This is a genomic window from Bradyrhizobium sp. (assembly GCF_035309285.1).
Taxonomy (GTDB): Bacteria; Pseudomonadota; Alphaproteobacteria; order Rhizobiales; family Xanthobacteraceae; genus Bradyrhizobium.
Map to the genome: position 1 here is coordinate 1 of NZ_DATGFH010000035.1, position 17,026 is coordinate 17,026.

The window sequence follows — 17,026 nt, forward strand, 5'->3', positions numbered from 1 at the left end:
TTATCTTCACCCGGCTGGTCGCTCAAAACCTCATGCAGCGACGGCGGATCGATCGCCTCCTCGATCCGCCTCCGCCAATCATCAAAGATCAGCGACAGATGAGCCTCAGCCTATGCCAAAGCTAAACCGGACAGCCGTGGGTCAAGCCCGGGCATGACGAATTCGAGCAGAGGAGCGCCTCCTCATGGAGCCGTTGCGGGATTACTCCGCCGCGCGCAGCGAGCGCGAGAGGCGGAGATCGCCGCCGCGCAGCGACCGGTAATATTCCGCATCCGCCGGATCGTCGGTGCAGCGGACGAGATCGGTGACCGGCGTATAGGCCAGCATGCGCCCGCCGTCGGGTAGCGCCGTGCAGGAGAAGCGCAGCACCTGGCCGTCCTTGAGCTTGATGTTGATCGGCGTGGAATCGCCGCTTCGCATCATCTCCATGCGCCGCGCGATGAAGGTGTTGAGCTCGTCGGCCGGCATCTCATAGGCGCCGGTGTCGCGGCCGTGATACATCAACGCGATGAACGGCGGCCGCGAATCGGCCTTCTCGTCGGGCAGCGCGAAGTAATGGCGGAAGGCGCGGTTAATGAACACCGCGCGGGTATCGGCGTCGAGCAGCACGATGCCGATGTCGACCTGGTCGAGTGCGGACGACAGCCGTGCTGCGGTCGCATAGTGACGCCGATCCTGCGCAAAGGCATCCAGCATCCACTGCCTGAGCAGGCCGGTCACGGCGGCGGTCCCGCCCGCGGTCATCGCCAGCATCGCAAGCCGGACGAGGTCGCCGCTGCTGTAGCCGGGAGCGGCGCGGTGATCAAAGAAGAACAGCGCGGCTCCCGGGATGGCAATCGCTGCGCTGACGGAAGCGGAGGCCAGGCCACTGAGCGAGCCGGCGAAGGCCACGATGCAGACGAGCAGCGGCGCCGGATTGGGGACGGCGAAGAGGTTGCGATCGATTACAAAGGCGGCCAACGTCGTCGCCGCCGCGAGCACCGGTCCTGCGATGGTCCGCCAGTCCAACTGCATGCCGTCTCTTGCCTTCGCGCAAAGGGTCAGAATACGAGTCTGACCGCCGATTGTTGCGTCGTTGCGTCGGATGAGAACTTTCCGCTCCTCTGCTTAAGGAGGCGTTCATTCGTTCTGCAGAGCTTTCAGATTTGTTCGATCAAATGCGAACGGACGTGGAACCGGCGCCGCCATTTACCTTGCGGAACGGGAGAGGCTGGAGACCGGCGCGGCCATCGCCATGGGTCTCTGTCGCGATCAGCAAGGTGACGGCCACGACGATGGTCGCGCTGAGCGCCATCGCTACCAGCAGGACAGGTGCTTTCCTCATCGTCGTCTCGGCGAGAACGGCGCGACTGGCGCTTGTCGCCAAGGATCTACAGCGGCATCGCCTGACAGGCCTTGAGCGACAGCACCGTAAGCGTGACGACAAGGCACAGCGAGAAGGCGCCGAACGCGAGCGAAGCGACGACAGCGTCGATCAGTCGGGGCGAGGCAACAGGGACGCTTTGGCCGTGAAAGCCTGTGGCGCCGGGCGACCGTGTCATGGTCTTTGACGATCCTTGTACGGCGCGGGCGAATCACCCGCGACGGAGCGAATCGTCGCAACCGCCGCCGGCATTATTGCGGCAGGTTGACCGCCGATTCGCCGCAAGCGTTAAGGATTGTTAACGATTGACCCTGCCGTCAGGCGCTGGCCGCGATACTCGGCGTGTCGTCCACGTCGTCCGGGCGCCAGTCCATCGAAACAAAGCCCGGCGTCTGCTCGACCCGTTTCAGCCAGGCGCGAATCGCCGGGAAGGTGGAGAGCTCGAAGTCGCAGCGCTCCGCGAGATGGGTGTAGCCATAGAGCGCGATGTCGGCGACAGTGAGCTGGCTGGCGGCGAAGTAGTCATGGATCTTGAGGTGATTTTCCATCACCTGGAGCGCCGCATAGCCGCGCTCCATCCAGTCCTCCAGCGCATGCGTCTGCAGCACGCGGCCGCCCTTGACCAGCGCCAGCCAGAAATAGGCCGCGCCGATATTCGGCTCCAGCGCGTGCTGTTCGAAGAACATCCATTGCAGCGCTTCCGCGCGCTCGACCCGCGACTCCGGCGTCAGCGGCGTGCCGTTGGCGACGAACCAGAGGATGGCGTTGGATTCGGCGATGTAGCGACCCTCGGCGACCTCGAGCAGGGGCACCTGGCCACTCGGGTTCTTGGCGAGGAAATCCGGCGTGCGGCTCTCGCCGCGCAGAATGTCGATCTCGACCGCCTCGTAGGGCATGTTGAGCAGCGCCAGCGCAAGGCGGACCTTGTAGCTGTTGCCGGAGCGCTGCATCGAGTAAAGCTTGTACATTCGGACCGTGCTGGATGAGTGTGATGCGCCGAGCGCGGCCGACGCTTGCTTGTTTGTCGTGCCGTAACACGGCCAAACAATGATGCCGATGTGGTTGCACTGCAAGGGCCAGTCGGCAGAAAAGCTTGAAAACCTCTACCGCACTGCAAACGTGCGGAACAGTTTTCTATGACGCGCCTACACTTCGGATCACGCTTGCGCGATGGGTTGGGCGGCGGCGATGGTCGCGCTTTCGCGACTCGTCATGGCGCGGTGCAGCGTAAAGCCGTAGAGCGCGAGCATCACGATCAAGCCCGAAGGAATTCCGGTGGCGCCAGCAAGCCCGCGTGAGACGAGCGGCACGATCCAGGCCGCGGCCAGCAGGCTGATTTCGTAGTCGCGGAAGCCGCATTTGAAGCCGTGGCGCGCGAAGTAGGCGATTGCGATCGCCAGCGCGACGAGATCGTAGTCGAGCACGTAAGGCGTCGCGAGCAGGCTCGCGGTTGCGAGCGCGGAAGCCTTCAGCTCGAATGCGACCTCGCTGCGCCAGAGCCACGCCAATGTGGCGGCAAGGATGATCCCCAGCGCGATCTGGATCGCGTAAGCGGTGTGAACATCAGCGCCCCAATTGCGCGCGGCCGAGAATGCCGATTGGATCTTCTCCCAGCCAGTGCCGCCCTGTTCGAGCACAACGACTTGCGTGAAATTCATGGAATCGAAGAAGGCATGCCAGACGCTGCTGCCCAGCGTCGCAAAGCTGATGGCGATCAGCGCGGCGATGGTGAGGATCGCTGCCATGATGCTGCTCCAGCGCCGGCTTGCCATGAGCGCGATCGGGATGAGCACGCCGAATTGCGGCTTGTAGGCGAGGAGACCGATCAGCACGCCCGCGATCCATGGCCGGCGATCGAGCAGGTGCAATGCGCCGCCGAGCAACGCCGCGGTCAGGAATCCATTCTGGCCATGACCGATGTTGATCAATACCGCTGGGAACGCGGAGGCGATCAGCAGCGTCTCCGGCCGCGGCAGGATGGCGCGCAGCGTCGCGAGATAGGCGGCAAAGCTCGCGGCAAGCCATAGCGCAAGCCCGGGCGCATAGGGTAGCGATGCCACCAGGACTGCGATCGCAAAGAAGAACGGCGGATAGTGCCAGCCATAGAACGGCACCTCGCGCCCATCGAAGGTCGCCTGTTCCGCCGCATGTTGAAGCGCGGGGTCATAGGCGTCGGCGGATTTGCCCTGCCAGGTCAGCATCCCCGCCGCATAGACGTTGGAAAAATCGGTGCCGATCGGCTTGCCATTGCGGTCGATCAGGCCGTCCGACACCGCGATCCAGCCTGCGAAGGCGAGGCTACCGATCACGAGCAGGATCACGGCATAGCCGCGGGCGCGCGCGGGTGTCAGCCATTCGCCGGATCGCAGGGCTTTACAGATACCTTGCCAGATGTGAGCCATTTCGCCGCAGAACTTTAGGAATGTTGCGCGGACGCTAGCGCCGTCCCTTTAATGTTCCCTAAAGTTTGCCTGTCGTTGTGGAAGCTTCTTGCGATGCAGCGGGCGTCGGAATAGGCTGCAAATATTCCCTCAAATGGAGTCGTGGGCGTTCGTCCACGACGCATGGCCAAAGGAGCCGATGATGCCTTTACTGTCCGCTGCGCTCGACCGTGTGAAGCCGTCCGCGACGATCGCGGTCACGGATAAAGCACGCGCGCTGAAAGCGGCGGGCCGCAACGTCATCGGCCTCGGCGCCGGCGAACCTGATTTCGACACGCCTGAGAACATCAAGCAGGCCGCGATCAAAGCGATCAAGGACGGCAAGACCAAGTACACCGATGTCAGCGGTATTCCCGAGCTGAAGGAGGCGATCATCGCCAAGTTCAAGCGCGAGAACGAGCTGACCTACAAGCCCAACCAGGTCATCGTCGGCACCGGCGGCAAGCAGGTGCTCTACAATGCGCTGATGGCGACCATCAATCCGGGCGACGAGGTGATCATCCCCGCGCCCTATTGGGTGAGCTATCCGGAAATGGTGGCGCTCGCCGGCGGCGAGTCGGTTCCAGTGATCTGCACCGCCGAGCACGGCTTCAAGCTGCGCGCTCAGGATCTGGAGAAGGCGATCACGCCGAAGACCAAGTGGATCATCCTCAACTCGCCGTCGAACCCGACCGGCGCGGCCTACACCCGAGCCGAGCTGAAGGCGATCACCGACGTGCTGGTGAAGCATCCACATGTCTGGGTCATGACCGACGACATGTACGAGCATCTGGTCTACGACGACTTCGCGTTCACGACGCCGGCGCAGATCGAGCCGAAACTGTACGAGCGCACGCTGACGGTGAACGGCGTGTCGAAGGCCTATTGCATGACGGGCTGGCGCATCGGCTATGCCGGCGGTCCGGCCGAGCTGATCAAAGCGATGGCGACCATCCAGTCGCAGTCGACCTCGAACCCCTCGTCGATCGCGCAATGGGCTTCGGTGGAGGCGCTCAACGGTCCACAGGATTTCATCCCTGCGAACAACAAGGTGTTCAAGGAGCGGCGCGACCTCGTGGTGTCGATGCTGAACCAGGCGAACGGCATCGATTGCCCGCGCCCCGAAGGCGCATTCTACGTCTATCCATCCTGCGCCGGCACTATCGGCAAGACCACGCCGTCGGGGAAGAATCTCGGCAGCGACGAGGACTTCGTCACCGAGTTGCTCGAGGCCGAAGGCGTCGCGGTGGTGCAGGGCTCGGCGTTCGGGCTTGGACCGGCGTTCCGCATCTCGTATGCGACCAAAACGTCGGATCTCGAGGACGCCTGCAAGCGCATCCAGCGCTTTTGTGGCAATTTGAGATAGTCAAATTAATTCTGGCGTGGCGGCTCGGGAACTGCCACGCCAGTGTCCGCTTCCAGGCGTTCACAGGAACCCGCAAGTTCAGGCATTCGCGCCACACCTTGGAAGTTTTGATGACCGGCGTGCGCAGCGCCATGTTTTGGACACGGCGCTTCCTTCCTGTCCCTCCGCCTTTTCAATTCGTCTTCGCGGAGAACAAACCATGCGACTTCCAACCCTGATCATCGCCGCCGCCGCATTCGCAGGCTCGCTTGCCAGTGCACATGCGATGCCTGCCTATCATGCCGGCGTGCTCGAATGCCGCGGCGGACAGAATGTCGGCTTTATCGTGGGATCGGTCGCCAACCTCGAATGCGTATTCCAGAGCCCGGGCCGTCGCCCTGAAGCCTACACGGCAACCGTGAGGCGCATCGGAGTCGATCTCGGCGTCACCGCGACGATCCAGTTCACCTGGACGGTCAACGCGCCGACCACGCGGCTCGGCTATGGCGAGCTCGCCGGTACCTATGGCGGCGTTGGCGCCAACGCCTCGATCGGCGTCGGCGGCGGCGGCAACTTCCTGGTCGGCGGTCCGCGCAATGCCTATGCGCTGCAACCGATCAGCGTGCAGGGCCAGACCGGGCTGAATGTCGCGGCCGGCATTGCAGGCCTCGAGCTCGAGCCGGTCCGCTTCGTCCATCGCGGCCGCTGGCGTCATCATCGCCGTCACGGCTGACAAAACGATTAACTTGAATCAATCAAGGGGCCCGCGAAAGCGGGCCTCTTTTCTTTGGCGCGGTGGAACGGGTTGTGGCATAGAAAGACCAGTGCCTTGAGCCATTGTTCTCCGTCCGCATCACATCTTTCAGTCGGAGTTTTCTTTATGCGTCGTTCTCTTCTCCTTGCCGCGCTTGCAGCAAGCTTTTTTGCCGCGCCCTCTTCCCATGCACAGGAGCCGATGGACCGCGTGCAGGTCGGCGTGCTCGAATGCCGCGGCGGCGCCAGCATCGGCTTTGTCGTCGGCTCCGTGACCAATCTCGGCTGCGTGCTGCGCGTCGAGGGTTATCCGGAAGACCGCTACATCGCGACCATCCGCAAGGTGGGCCTTGATCTCGGCATCACTCAGGAGACTGCGCTTGCCTGGGGTGTCTATGCGCCGGTGGCCCATCTCGGGCCTGGCGATCTCGCCGGCGACTATGCCGGCGCGCAGGGCAGCGCTTCGCTCGGCGTCGGTGCCGGCGGCAATGTGCTGGTCGGCGGTTCCAACAATTCCATCGCGTTGCAGCCGCTCAGCCTGCAGGGCCAGGTCGGCGTCAATGTCGCCGCCGGGCTCGAGAGTCTGGAACTGCGTCCGGGACGTTAAGCGACACGCGTCTCTCGTCATTGCGAGGAGCGCCAGCGACGAAGCAATCCATACCGCCTCCGCGGAAAGACTATGGATTGCTTCGCTTCGCTCGCAATGACGATGCAGAAGCGTCCGGTTTTCCTCCGATCGCACGGCAGCGACGATTTCTCGCTTGCCAAAACGTTGGGGCAGGCAGAGCATGACCATTTGCCGACCCAATCACGGGCCGAGCTCCGAACCCAAGGAGACGGCGAATGGGACAAGACGTCAGAAGTCCCCGTGGTCCACGGTGCATTGCGCTGGTGGGCCCTTTCCAAAGCGGTAAAACCACACTTCTCGAAGCCATCCTCGCGCGAACAGGCGCGATCCACAAAGCCGGCAGCGTCGATGCCGGAACTTCCCTGGGCGATGCCAGTCCCGAAGCCCGCCACCACAAGATGAGCGTCGGCCTCACGGCTGCCACCACCACCTTCATGGGCGACAGCTACACCTTCATCGATTGTCCGGGCTCGGTCGAGTTCGCGCACGACATGCGCGCGGCGCTGCCCGCCGTCGACGCTGCGATCGTAGTGTGCGAGGCGGATGAGAAAAAGCTGCCGCAGCTCCAGATCATCCTGCGCGAGCTGGAAAACCTGAACATCCCGCGCTTTCTGTTTCTCAACAAGATCGACCGCGCCAACAAGCGCATCCGCGAGACGCTCGCCACGCTGCAGCCGGCCTCGCGCGTTCCGCTCGTGCTCCGCCAGATTCCGATCTGGAACGGCGAATTGATCGAGGGCTTCGTCGACCTCGCGCTGGAGCGCGCCTTCGTCTATCGCGAGCACAAGGCCTCCGAAGTCGTCGAGCTCAACGGCGGCAATCTCGACCGCGAGAAGGAAGCGCGTTTCTCGATGCTGGAGAAGCTCGCCGACCATGACGACGCGCTGATGGAGCAACTCCTCGAGGACATCCAGCCGCCACGCGACGCCGTGTTCGACGATCTCGCCCGCGAATTGCGCGGAGGGCTGATCTGTCCGGTGCTGCTCGGCTGCGCGATCCGCGAGAACGGTGTGCTGCGCCTGATGAAGGCGCTGCGCCACGAATCACCCGGCGTTGCGGAGACCGCCAGGCGCCTCGGCGTGCCCGAGTCCAAGGAGGCGCTGGGTTACGTGTTCAAGACCGTGCATTTGCAGCACGGCGGGAAATTGTCACTGACGCGGCTCTTGTCAGGTCACCTCGATGACGGCGCGACGCTGCAATCCGCCGCAAGCGGCAGCGGACGCGTCTCCGGCATCCTCGCCGTCAACGGCGCCTACGACACCAAACGTGCGGCGGCGGAAGTCGGCGATACCATCGCGCTCGGCAAGCTCGACGCCATCAAGACCGGCGACACGGTCTCGAGCGGCAAGACTGCGCCGCCATCGCTGGTGACGGTCGCCGCGACACCGGGCGTGCTGTCAATCTCCGTCGCGGCCACCGACCGCAAGGACGACGTCAAGCTTGGCCAGGCGCTGCTGCGGCTCAACGAGGAGGATCCCTCGCTCTCGATGGTGCAGAATCCGCGCACCCACGACACCGTGCTGTGGGGGCAGGGCGAGATGCATCTGCGCGTGGCGCAGGAGCGGCTCAAGGATCGCTTCGGCGTCAGCGTCAAGGCGCATCCGCCCGCGATCGGCTATCAGGAGACCATCCGTAAAGCCATCACCCAGCGCGGCCGGCACAAGAAGCAGTCCGGCGGCCACGGCCAGTTCGGCGACGTGGTGCTCGACATCAAGCCGCTGCCGCGCGGCGACGGCTTCAAGTTTGAGGAAACCGTGGTCGGCGGCGCGGTTCCGCGCAACTATATCGGTGCGGTCGAGGAGGGCGTGGTCGATGGCCTGGCGCGCGGGCCGCTCGGCTTCCCTGTGGTCGACGTGCAGGTGACGCTGACCGACGGCTCCTATCACAGCGTCGACTCCTCCGATCTCGCGTTCCGCACCGCGGCGCGTATCGGTGTCAGCGAGGGCCTGCCGAATTGCCAGCCGGTGCTGCTCGAGCCGATCTACGTGGTCGAGATCGTCTGTCCGACGGATGCGACCGCCAAGATCAACGCGATCCTGTCGGCGCGACGCGGGCAGATCCTGGGTTTCGACACGCGCGAGGGCTGGCCCGGCTGGGACTGCGTTCGTGCCCAGATGCCGGAGGCGGAGATCGGCGAGCTCATTGTCGAGCTGCGCTCGGCCACCGCCGGCGCCGGCAGCTTCAGCCGCCAGTTCGACCACATGGCCGAAGTGACGGGCCGCGCCGCCGACCAGATCATCGCTGCGCACCGCGACGCGGCGTGATCTCGCAACGTCATTCCCGGGCTGCGCCAAGCGGCGCATTCCGGGATGACGGTGTCACCTTTTCAAACCCAGGGCTTTCGTGAACACTGCTGCGACATCGTTCCGGTAGTGCTCACGGCCATGCTCGATTCCCATCGCGACATTACGCTCGCTTGCGCGCTCAGCGCGCTCGCCGGCTATGTCGATGGCATCGGCTTTTTGCATCTGGGCGGCCTGTTCGTCTCCTTCATGAGCGGCAACTCGACGCGGATGGGCGTCAGCCTCGCCGCCGGGAATTTCCGGGCAGCGGCCGAGGCGCTTGGCCTGATCGCGCTGTTCGTGGTCGGCGCGGCCTGCGGCAGCCTGATCGTGTTCGGCAGGAGCCGCTATTCGCAGGCTGGAGTTCTGCTCGCCGAAGGGCTTCTCCTCGCGCTGGCCGGCCTGTGCAATGCTCTTGGCCTGGAAAATCTCGCCGTCGCTGCGATCGTGGTCGCGATGGGGTTGGAGAACGCGGTGTTCCAGATCGAGGGCGGCTCTGGCCTCGGTCTCACCTATGTCACGGGAGCGCTGGTCAAGGTCGGGCAATTTCTCGCCGCGGCGTTGACCGGCGGCGCACGGTTTGGCTGGGTGCCGAACCTCCTGCTCTGGGCGGCGCTGGTCGGGGCGGGGTATGCGGCGCGCTCGTCTATCACAGAATCGCCCTCGCCGCGGTCTGGCTTGCCGGCGCTGCGGCGCTGGCGTTGAGCGCGTGGGTCGGGGCCGGGGTAAGCAGCCACCATTGACAGGGCGCGCCGCTTGCCCGAATGGACAGCAATGACATCTGCACCAAGACCCCGTGCCGCGTGCCTGATCGGATGGCCGGCTGCGCATTCGCGCTCGCCGCTGATCCATCGTTATTGGCTGCGCACGCTCGGCATCGAGGGCGGCTATGTCATCGAGGCGGTGCCGCCGGAGGATTTGCGCGATTTCGTGCTGCGGCTGCCGCTGCGCGGTTTCGTCGGCGCCAACGTTACCATTCCGCACAAGGAAAGCGTACTGGCGCTATCGGCGCCGGATGCGCGCGCGCGAGCCATTGGCGCCGCCAACACGCTGTGGTTCGCCGACGGCGAATTGCGCTCGACCAACACCGACGTCGAAGGTTTCGTGAACAATCTCGACGCCTGCGCGTCCGGATGGGACAGGACCGAAGAGGCGCTGGTGCTGGGCGCCGGCGGCTCGGCGCGCGCGGTGGTGTTCGGCCTGATCGAGCGCGGTATCAAACGCGTGCATCTCGTCAACCGCACGCTCGCGCGTGCAGAAATACTGGCGGAGAAGTTTGGGGCGGCCGTGCAGCCCACCGCTTGGGAGCAGGTCGACGCGTTGCTGCCGCGCGCGAAATTATTGGTCAACACGACCTCGCTCGGCATGCATGGCCAGGCGCCGCTTGAGATCGATGTCGGAACTCTGCCGCAAGATGCCGTGGTCGCCGATCTCGTCTATGTGCCGCTTCAGACGCCGCTGCTTGCGGCGGCAAAGGCGCGGGGACTGCGCACCGCCGACGGCCTCGGCATGCTGCTGCACCAGGCCGTGCGCGGATTCGAATTGTGGTTCGGGCGGCGTCCGCAGGTGACGTTGGAACTTCGCTCGATTGTGGAAGCCGATCTCACGCACGCGTGATCCGCCAAAGTGTGCGGGAATAGGGGCCGGAGGTCGGGGTCTGGCGTTAGACCATGCCTGCACAGCCGGAGTTCCCTTCATGCTTCCCCGCCGTACCTCATTCCGCCACCCGCTGATCGCGCTCGCGATGGTGGCCGCTTCCACCGTCTATGCCATCGCGCAAAAGGCGCCCGTTCCCACGCGCGTCCGCGGCACCGTCGAAGCCGTGGATTCCGATACGCTCACGGTGAAGTCACGCAGTGGCGAGGACTTCAAGCTGCACATGACCTCGGACATGCAGGTCATCGGCATCGCCAAGACTTCATTGTCGGATGTCAAGGTCGGCTCTTTCATCGGCGCGACGACGGTGCCGGGAACGAGTGGCATGCCAACTGCGGTCGAGGTTCACGTGTTTCCGGAAAACATGCGCGGCACCGGCGAGGGCTCGCGGCCCTACGACCTCAAGCCCAACTCGACGATGACCAATGCGACGGTGTCACAGAGCGTGGTCGGCAATGACGGGCACACGCTGCTCGTCAAATACAAGGACGGCGAGAAGAAGGTGCTGGTCACGCCCGAAACGTCTGTCGTGACCTTCGTCCCCGCCGACAAGTCGGACTTGAAGCAAAGCGCCAAGGTGATCGCCTTCATGAAGCAGCTTCCGGACGGCTCGTTCGAGACCAGGCGCGTCATGGTCGGCCGCGACGGGCTGACCCCGCCGATGTGAAGGAATAGTCATCACCCTCCGGGGTTGCGGTGTTTGACGCAAACAGCCGCGGAGGGACAAGGCCATGCCGACACTGACATCCATGCTGCCACGCCTGCTCGTGGCCTCATTTGCCGCGATCACCATGCTCGCGTCATCGGCCTCTGCGCAACAGCCGCCGATGACACGCATCCGCGGCGCCATCGAGACGGTCGACGGCTCTACGCTCGGCATCAAGACGCGCGAAGGCACCGATGTGACGGTGAAGATGACCGACAATGTCGCCGTCTTTGCGCTCGTGAAGACATCGCTGTCGGAAGTCAAGGAAGGCTCCTATATCGGCATTTCGGCGATGCCTGAGCCCGACGGCACCCAGAAGGCCTTTGCGGTGCACATCTTCCCGGCAAATCAGCGCGGCGCCGCCGAAGGGTTCCACCCCTGGGATGCTCGTCCCAACTCGACCATGACGAATGCGACGGTGGCCGAGACGGTGAAGGGCACCGAAGGCCAGAACATTCTGGTCAAATACAAGGGCGGCGAGAAGAAAGTCGTGGTGCCACCTGACACGCCGATCGTGACCTTCGTTGCCAGCGACAAGTCGGAGGTGAAACCGGGCGCGAAGATCATCATCTTCGGCGCGGCGAAGAAGGAAGACGGCACGCTGGAAGCCGGCCGCATCAACGTCGGCCGCGACGGAATCACACCGCCGATGTGAAATTCTCACGCTCCCCTTGTCGTGGGAAAGGGTTGTGGCTTCGCGAAGAGAAGTCGGGTGAAGGGTCTCTGTTTGCAGAGACAGACCCTTCATCCATCGCGGACTGCGCATAGCGACAGATTGCCCTGTCTCTATCCAAAGAGGGAGGCCGGAAAAATGAGGACTACGATAATCGCATTTTCTGCGGCAGCCTTGATTGCCGCCGCGCCTGCTGTGCTTGCCCAGAGTGTATCAAGCAACACACCGCACCAGCACCATCAGGTCTCCAGGAAGCATCCTCGGAGCATCGCCGGCTCCGCTACGTGGCGTGCGATGCGCGCCAAGGGCTTGAAAACGGGCTATCCAGGAGCGTTCGGGTACGCGCCCAGCGAACCAAAAGACTATACGCTCGAAAATTCGAGACAAGCTGGCGGTGGCGGTGGCGGCGGTGGTAGCGGCATGTGAGCCATCCGGCTTCTACGACGCAGGGTACTCGAAGAACTTCAAGAACCGCACGCCGGAAGAGTTCGGCGATGTCCAGAAGGCCAGGGGAAAGCGCGAACCCGGGATCTCGAGCGACGAACTCCACTGTCGTCCCCGCGAAAGCGGCGTTGTCTCGTCATTGCGAGGAGCATAGCGACGAAGCAATCCAGAGCCTTTGCGTGACGCTCTGGATTGCTTCGCTTCGCTCGCAATGACGACATGGATCGTAGGGTGGGTTAGCGCCAGCGTAACCCACCGTTTTGCTCGACGCGGCATGGCGGATTACGCTGGCGCTAATCCGTCCTACGAAGCAGCGGTTTTGCAGCCGTCACACCGCGAGCACCTTGTCGTCGATTTCGGCGATGGTGTTGATGCCGCAGAGCCCCATGGTGGTCTCCAATTCCTTGGCGATCACGCTGATGGCCTTCTCCACGCCTTGTTGTCCTGCGGCGCCGAGTCCATAGACATAGGCGCGGCCGATCATGCAGGATTTGGCGCCGAGCGCGAGCGCGCGCATCACGTCCTGGCCGGAGCGGATGCCGCCGTCGAACAAAATCTCCATCTGCGAGCCCACGGCATCGACGATCTCGGGCAGCACCTCGATCGACGATGGCGCGCCGTCGAGCTGGCGGCCGCCATGGTTGGAGACGACCAGCGCCTGCGCGCCGCTCTTGACCGCGATCTCGGCATCCTCGACGTCGAGGATGCCCTTCAGCACCAGCTTGCCCGGCCAGATCGAGCGGATCCAGTCGACGTCCTTCCAGTTCAGTGTGGTGTCGAACTGCGAATTGATCCAGGTCGAGAGCGAGGTGATGTCATCGCTGATCTTGAGGTGGCCGGCGAGATTGCCGAAGGTGCGTCGCTTGCCGCGCAGAACGCCCGAGACCCAGGCGGGCTTGGTGGCGAAATCAAAAAGCTTCGACAGCGACCACTCCGGCGGCACCGTCATGCCGTTCTTGATATCCTGGTGGCGCTGGCCGATCACCTGCAGGTCGACGGTCAACACCAGCGCCGAGCATTTCGCCGCGATCGCGCGCTCGATCAGCGCCTTGATGAAGCCGCGGTCCTTCATCACGTAGAGCTGGAACCAGAACGGCTTGTCGACGGCGGCCGCGATGTCCTCGATCGAGCAGATCGACATCGTGCTCTGGGTGAACGGAATGCCTGCGGCCTGCGCCGCACGGCAGGCATGGATCTCGCCGTCGCCATGCTGCATGCCGAGGAGGCCAACGGGAGCGAGAACGAGCGGCAGCGCGGAGGGCTCGCCCAGGATCGTGGTCTTCATGTCGCGCTTGGAGACGTCGACCAGGATGCGCTGACGCAACTTGATCTGCTTGAGGTCGTCGCGGTTGGCGTGCAACGTCTCCTCAGCATATGAGCCGCGGTCGGCATAATCGAAAAAGGCCTTGGGCACCCGCCGCTTGTGGAGCTGGCGCAGGTCCTCGATGCAGGTGATGTGCTTCATGAACGTTCCCGTCCCCTTCTTGTATTGGGCAGATTTGATCGTCATCTACCATGCTTGGACAACCTGCAACATCGCATCCCCAAACGAGCGATAAGAGCGAGGAGGGTCCGATGGCACGATCGCGCCACAAGCCTGATCCCGCTGAGGGCGCCGAGAAGCGCCGGCTGGACGAGGCGCTGGAGGAGGGGTTGGAAGAGACCTTTCCGGGCTCCGATCCCGTCAACGTGACCCAGCCGCCGCCCTCGAAGGGCGACCACCACGTTCGCCGCAAGGACTGACGGCCGGCGGAATCGAGATAATCGCGAGCGTTAACAAATACTTATTAGCGGTTCCCGGAACCGGACGCCGGGTAATGATTCATCATATTTTTTGAAGCCATTTTAGCCGTGGAGGCCTTATAACTGCCGGACGTGCCTTGCGATTTGGCGCGTCGTTTGTGTTGCGTTTTGAACATTGTTGCGCAGCGAGAGTTGGGGTAGCTGCTGGGGGTTACATGAGCCGCAATTATTTCGGTACCGACGGAATTCGGGGCCGTGCCAACGGGCTGATCACGCCCGAGCTGGCGCTCAAGGTGGGCCAGGCCGCGGGCCTGGTGTTTCAACGCGGCGAGCATCGCCATCGTGTGGTCATCGGCAAGGATACCCGCCTGTCCGGCTACATGATCGAATATGCGATGGTGGCGGGCTTCACCTCGGTCGGCATGGACGTGCTGCTGGTTGGCCCGATGCCGACGCCGGCGGTCGCGATGCTGACCAAATCCATGCGCGCCGATCTCGGCGTGATGATCTCGGCTTCCCACAATCTGTTCGAGGACAACGGCATCAAGCTGTTCGGCCCGCAGGGCTTCAAGCTTTCCGACGACGTCGAGAAGCAGATCGAGCAGTTGCTCGACGAATCGCTCGACAAGAAGCTCGCGCAGAGCGCGAGTCTGGGCCGCGCCCGCCGCATCGACGGCGTGCACGACCGCTATATCGAATTCGCCAAGCGCACGCTGCCGCGCGACCTTTCGCTGGACGGCTTGCGCGTCGTGGTCGATTGCGCCAACGGCGCGGCCTACAGGGTGGTGCCGGAAGCGTTGTGGGAGCTGGGCGCCGACGTGATCTCGATCGGTGTCGAGCCCGACGGCTTCAACATCAACAAGGAATGCGGCTCGACCTCGCCGGACGCGCTGTGCCGCAAGGTGCGCGAGATGCGCGCCGACATCGGCATTGCGCTCGACGGCGACGCCGACCGCGTCATCCTGGTCGACGAGCGCGGCCATCTCGTCGACGGCGACCAGTTGCTCGCGGTCATCGCACAGAGCTGGAAGGAAGACGGGCGGCTTGCCAAGCCCGGCATCGTCGCGACCGTGATGTCCAATCTCGGCCTCGAACGCTTCCTCGGGAAGCTCGGCCTCGAAATGATCCGCACGCCGGTCGGCGACCGCTACGTGCTCGAGCGCATGCTGAACGGCGGCTACAATCTCGGCGGCGAGCCCTCCGGCCATATCATCCTCTCCGACTATGCGACCACGGGCGACGGCTTCGTCGCCGCGCTGCAGGTGCTCGCGGTGGTGCAGAAGCTGCGCCGTCCGGTGTCGGAGGTCTGTCACCGTTTTGATCCGCTGCCGCAAATCCTGAAGAACGTACGCTACCGCAGCGGCAAGCCGCTCGACGATGCCGAGGTCAAATCCGCCATCATCGACGGCGAGAAGCGCCTCAACGGTCACGGCCGCCTGTTGGTGCGCTCCTCCGGCACCGAGCCCGTGATCCGCGTGATGGGCGAGGGCGACGACCGCATCCTGGTCGAAGAAGTGGTCGACCATATCGTCGACGCGCTCGGCCACGCCGCCGCCGCGGCGTGATTGCTATCAGCGTTCAACGCTGGCTATGTTCTGACACCTCTCCCCGGCGGGGAGAGGTCGAATTGCGAAGCAATTCGGGTGAGGGGCTTCGGATCCACGAGAGAGCGTAACCCCTCACCCGGATTGCATCTTGCGATGCAATCCGACCCCCTGCATCGCTGCCATCGGCGAATGGCGGTGGTGGCTGCGCTCCCGGTGACGTAGGTAAATTCGCATGACATTGCGAATCGCGCCGGGAACCGTCCGTTGAACAAGCCTGTCATCGTCTCCGAAGAAGCACGCGGCGAGGCGGTGCTGGTGGGTGACGCGACACCGGCTGCAGCAATGAAGGCGGTTGCCGCCACGGGGCCTGCCTATGTTGTGCTGATCGGGATCAGCTTCTCGCATTTCCTCAACGACACCATGCAGTCGTTGATTGCCTCGGTGTATCCGATCCTGAAAGAGGCCTATGCGCTCAACTTCGCGCAGATCGGCATGATCACGCTGGCGTTCCAGTTCACCGCGTCGCTGCTGCAGCCGATGGTCGGCCACATCACCGACAGGAAGCCGCAGCCGTTCTCGCTTTCGATCGGCATGGCCTCGACCTTCTTCGGCCTGTTGCTGCTCAGCGTCGCCGGCACCTATCCGACGATACTCGTCGCAGCCGCCTTCGTCGGCCTCGGCTCGGCGGTGTTCCACCCGGAGTCGGCGCGCATCGCGCGCCTCGCGTCGGGTGGCCGCTATGGTTTTGCGCAATCCTTTTTCCAACTCGGCGGCAGCTTCGGCACCTCGATGGGGCCGGTGCTGGCAGCGTTGATCGTGGTGCCGTTCGGCCAGCCATCGATCGCCTGGTTCTCCACGATCGCCTTCGTCGCGATCCTGATCCTGTGGCGGATCGGCCTCTGGTACAGGCCGCAGATCGCGGACCGCAAGGTCTCTGCGATCAAGGCGCATCCGGACGCGCCGAGCGGAAGGCGCGTGACGGTCGCGCTCGCGGTGCTGGTGGCGCTCCTGTTCTCCAAGCAGCTCTACGTCTCGAGCCTGTCGAGCTATTACATCTTCTATCTGATCGACAAGTTCGGCGTCTCGACCCAGGCGGCGCAGATCTATCTCTTCATCTTCCTCGCCGCGAACGCGATCGGCGCGTTCCTCGGCGGGCCGCTTGGTGACCGCTTCGGCCGCAAGATCGTGCTCTGGTTTTCGGTGCTGGGCGCGCTGCCGTTCACACTGGCGCTGCCCCATGTCGGCCTTTATGCCAGCGCCGTGCTGACCATCTTCATCGGGCTCGTGATCTCCTCGACGACGTCATCGATCATCGTGTTCGCGCAAGAGCTGGTGCCGCATCGCTTCGGGATGATCTCCGGGGTCTTCTTCGGCGTCGCCTTCGGGATCGGCGGGCTCGGCGCCGCCGTGCTCGGCAAGCTCGCCGATCACACCTCGATCGCGTTCGTCTACCAGATCTGCGCGTT

General features: G+C 63.8%; 17 protein-coding genes. 11 read left to right on the forward strand and 6 right to left on the reverse strand.

Annotated elements, in window-relative coordinates:
* Nucleotides 1-201: 201 nt before the first annotated feature.
* The 5 genes from VKR55_RS07815 to VKR55_RS07835 all read right to left on the reverse strand — a co-directional run bounded on the left by VKR55_RS07815 (nucleotide 202) and on the right by VKR55_RS07835 (nucleotide 3,765).
* Complete coding sequence (locus VKR55_RS07815) at nucleotides 202-1,014, reverse strand: PAS-domain containing protein (RefSeq protein ID WP_324401463.1); 813 nt, start codon at nucleotides 1,012-1,014, stop codon at nucleotides 202-204.
* Between the two features lie 139 nt (nucleotides 1,015-1,153).
* Nucleotides 1,154-1,324, reverse strand: coding sequence for a hypothetical protein (locus VKR55_RS07820; protein ID WP_324401466.1), 171 nt, complete (start codon nucleotides 1,322-1,324; stop codon nucleotides 1,154-1,156).
* Between the two features lie 46 nt (nucleotides 1,325-1,370).
* Nucleotides 1,371-1,541, reverse strand: coding sequence for a hypothetical protein (locus VKR55_RS07825; RefSeq protein ID WP_324401468.1), 171 nt, complete (start codon nucleotides 1,539-1,541; stop codon nucleotides 1,371-1,373).
* Nucleotides 1,542-1,680: 139 nt separating this feature from the next.
* Nucleotides 1,681-2,331 (reverse strand): glutathione S-transferase family protein, encoded by a 651-nt coding sequence (locus tag VKR55_RS07830; protein WP_324401470.1) that lies wholly within the window; start codon nucleotides 2,329-2,331, stop codon nucleotides 1,681-1,683.
* Nucleotides 2,332-2,520: 189 nt separating this feature from the next.
* A complete protein-coding gene (locus VKR55_RS07835; RefSeq protein WP_324401471.1) occupies nucleotides 2,521-3,765 on the reverse strand; it encodes a glycosyltransferase family 87 protein in 1,245 nt (414 codons plus the stop codon).
* 181 nt (nucleotides 3,766-3,946) lie between these two features.
* Here VKR55_RS07835 and VKR55_RS07840 point away from each other — a divergent pair, with 181 nt between their 5' ends.
* The 8 genes from VKR55_RS07840 (at nucleotide 3,947) to VKR55_RS07875 (ending at nucleotide 11,808) form a co-directional block, all read left to right on the forward strand.
* A complete protein-coding gene (locus tag VKR55_RS07840; protein ID WP_324401473.1) occupies nucleotides 3,947-5,149 on the forward strand; it encodes a pyridoxal phosphate-dependent aminotransferase in 1,203 nt (400 codons plus the stop codon).
* Nucleotides 5,150-5,348: 199 nt separating this feature from the next.
* Nucleotides 5,349-5,861, forward strand: coding sequence for a DUF992 domain-containing protein (locus tag VKR55_RS07845; protein WP_324401475.1), 513 nt, complete (start codon nucleotides 5,349-5,351; stop codon nucleotides 5,859-5,861).
* A gap of 147 nt (nucleotides 5,862-6,008) precedes the next feature.
* Nucleotides 6,009-6,488 carry a DUF992 domain-containing protein gene (locus VKR55_RS07850; protein WP_324401477.1) on the forward strand — a complete coding sequence of 160 codons (480 nt, stop codon included), beginning with the start codon at nucleotides 6,009-6,011 and terminating at the stop codon, nucleotides 6,486-6,488.
* A 236-nt stretch (nucleotides 6,489-6,724) separates the two neighbouring features.
* Nucleotides 6,725-8,773, forward strand: a complete 2,049-nt coding sequence (locus VKR55_RS07855) for an elongation factor G (protein ID WP_324401479.1) — start codon at nucleotides 6,725-6,727, stop codon at nucleotides 8,771-8,773.
* A gap of 51 nt (nucleotides 8,774-8,824) precedes the next feature.
* Nucleotides 8,825-9,496: a YoaK family protein gene (locus VKR55_RS07860; RefSeq protein ID WP_414642320.1), complete on the forward strand. Its 672-nt coding sequence runs from the start codon at nucleotides 8,825-8,827 to the stop codon at nucleotides 9,494-9,496.
* Nucleotides 9,497-9,565: 69 nt separating this feature from the next.
* Nucleotides 9,566-10,408, forward strand: a complete 843-nt coding sequence (locus VKR55_RS07865; protein WP_324401481.1) for a shikimate dehydrogenase — start codon at nucleotides 9,566-9,568, stop codon at nucleotides 10,406-10,408.
* A 127-nt stretch (nucleotides 10,409-10,535) separates the two neighbouring features.
* The gene (locus tag VKR55_RS07870) at nucleotides 10,536-11,114 is read left to right on the forward strand and encodes a hypothetical protein (RefSeq protein ID WP_414642321.1); all 579 of its coding nucleotides are present in this window, start codon (nucleotides 10,536-10,538) and stop codon (nucleotides 11,112-11,114) included.
* Nucleotides 11,115-11,196: 82 nt separating this feature from the next.
* On the forward strand, nucleotides 11,197-11,808 hold the full coding sequence (locus tag VKR55_RS07875) for a hypothetical protein (protein ID WP_414642323.1): 612 nt from the start codon (nucleotides 11,197-11,199) through the stop codon (nucleotides 11,806-11,808).
* 790 nt (nucleotides 11,809-12,598) lie between these two features.
* Here the strand turns inward: VKR55_RS07875 and VKR55_RS07880 are convergent.
* Complete coding sequence (locus tag VKR55_RS07880) at nucleotides 12,599-13,735, reverse strand: alpha-hydroxy acid oxidase (RefSeq protein ID WP_324401493.1); 1,137 nt, start codon at nucleotides 13,733-13,735, stop codon at nucleotides 12,599-12,601.
* Nucleotides 13,736-13,845: 110 nt separating this feature from the next.
* Between VKR55_RS07880 and VKR55_RS07885 the strand changes: the two genes are divergently transcribed.
* The 3 genes from VKR55_RS07885 to VKR55_RS07895 form a co-directional block, all read left to right on the forward strand.
* Entirely contained in the window at nucleotides 13,846-14,013 is a 168-nt protein-coding gene (locus VKR55_RS07885; protein ID WP_324401487.1) for a hypothetical protein, read from the forward strand.
* 215 nt (nucleotides 14,014-14,228) lie between these two features.
* On the forward strand, nucleotides 14,229-15,578 hold the full coding sequence (gene glmM, locus VKR55_RS07890) for a phosphoglucosamine mutase (protein WP_324401489.1): 1,350 nt from the start codon (nucleotides 14,229-14,231) through the stop codon (nucleotides 15,576-15,578).
* Nucleotides 15,579-15,824: 246 nt separating this feature from the next.
* A partial coding sequence (locus tag VKR55_RS07895; protein WP_324401491.1) for an MFS transporter occupies nucleotides 15,825-17,026 on the forward strand: 1,202 nt, incomplete at its 3' end.

Bases quoted from the DNA above. Each gene is read 5' to 3' on its own strand.
- VKR55_RS07815 (WP_324401463.1), bottom strand. From the start codon at position 1,014: ATGCAGTTGGACTGGCGGACCATCGCAGGACCGGTGCTCGCGGCGGCG.
- VKR55_RS07820 (WP_324401466.1), bottom strand. From the start codon at position 1,324: ATGAGGAAAGCACCTGTCCTGCTGGTAGCGATGGCGCTCAGCGCGACC.
- VKR55_RS07825 (WP_324401468.1), bottom strand. From the start codon at position 1,541: ATGACACGGTCGCCCGGCGCCACAGGCTTTCACGGCCAAAGCGTCCCT.
- VKR55_RS07830 (WP_324401470.1), bottom strand. From the start codon at position 2,331: ATGTACAAGCTTTACTCGATGCAGCGCTCCGGCAACAGCTACAAGGTC.
- VKR55_RS07835 (WP_324401471.1), bottom strand. From the start codon at position 3,765: ATGGCTCACATCTGGCAAGGTATCTGTAAAGCCCTGCGATCCGGCGAA.
- VKR55_RS07840 (WP_324401473.1), top strand. From the start codon at position 3,947: ATGCCTTTACTGTCCGCTGCGCTCGACCGTGTGAAGCCGTCCGCGACG.
- VKR55_RS07845 (WP_324401475.1), top strand. From the start codon at position 5,349: ATGCGACTTCCAACCCTGATCATCGCCGCCGCCGCATTCGCAGGCTCG.
- VKR55_RS07850 (WP_324401477.1), top strand. From the start codon at position 6,009: ATGCGTCGTTCTCTTCTCCTTGCCGCGCTTGCAGCAAGCTTTTTTGCC.
- VKR55_RS07855 (WP_324401479.1), top strand. From the start codon at position 6,725: ATGGGACAAGACGTCAGAAGTCCCCGTGGTCCACGGTGCATTGCGCTG.
- VKR55_RS07865 (WP_324401481.1), top strand. From the start codon at position 9,566: ATGACATCTGCACCAAGACCCCGTGCCGCGTGCCTGATCGGATGGCCG.
- VKR55_RS07870 (WP_414642321.1), top strand. From the start codon at position 10,536: ATGGTGGCCGCTTCCACCGTCTATGCCATCGCGCAAAAGGCGCCCGTT.
- VKR55_RS07875 (WP_414642323.1), top strand. From the start codon at position 11,197: ATGCTGCCACGCCTGCTCGTGGCCTCATTTGCCGCGATCACCATGCTC.
- VKR55_RS07880 (WP_324401493.1), bottom strand. From the start codon at position 13,735: ATGAAGCACATCACCTGCATCGAGGACCTGCGCCAGCTCCACAAGCGG.
- VKR55_RS07885 (WP_324401487.1), top strand. From the start codon at position 13,846: ATGGCACGATCGCGCCACAAGCCTGATCCCGCTGAGGGCGCCGAGAAG.
- glmM (WP_324401489.1), top strand. From the start codon at position 14,229: ATGAGCCGCAATTATTTCGGTACCGACGGAATTCGGGGCCGTGCCAAC.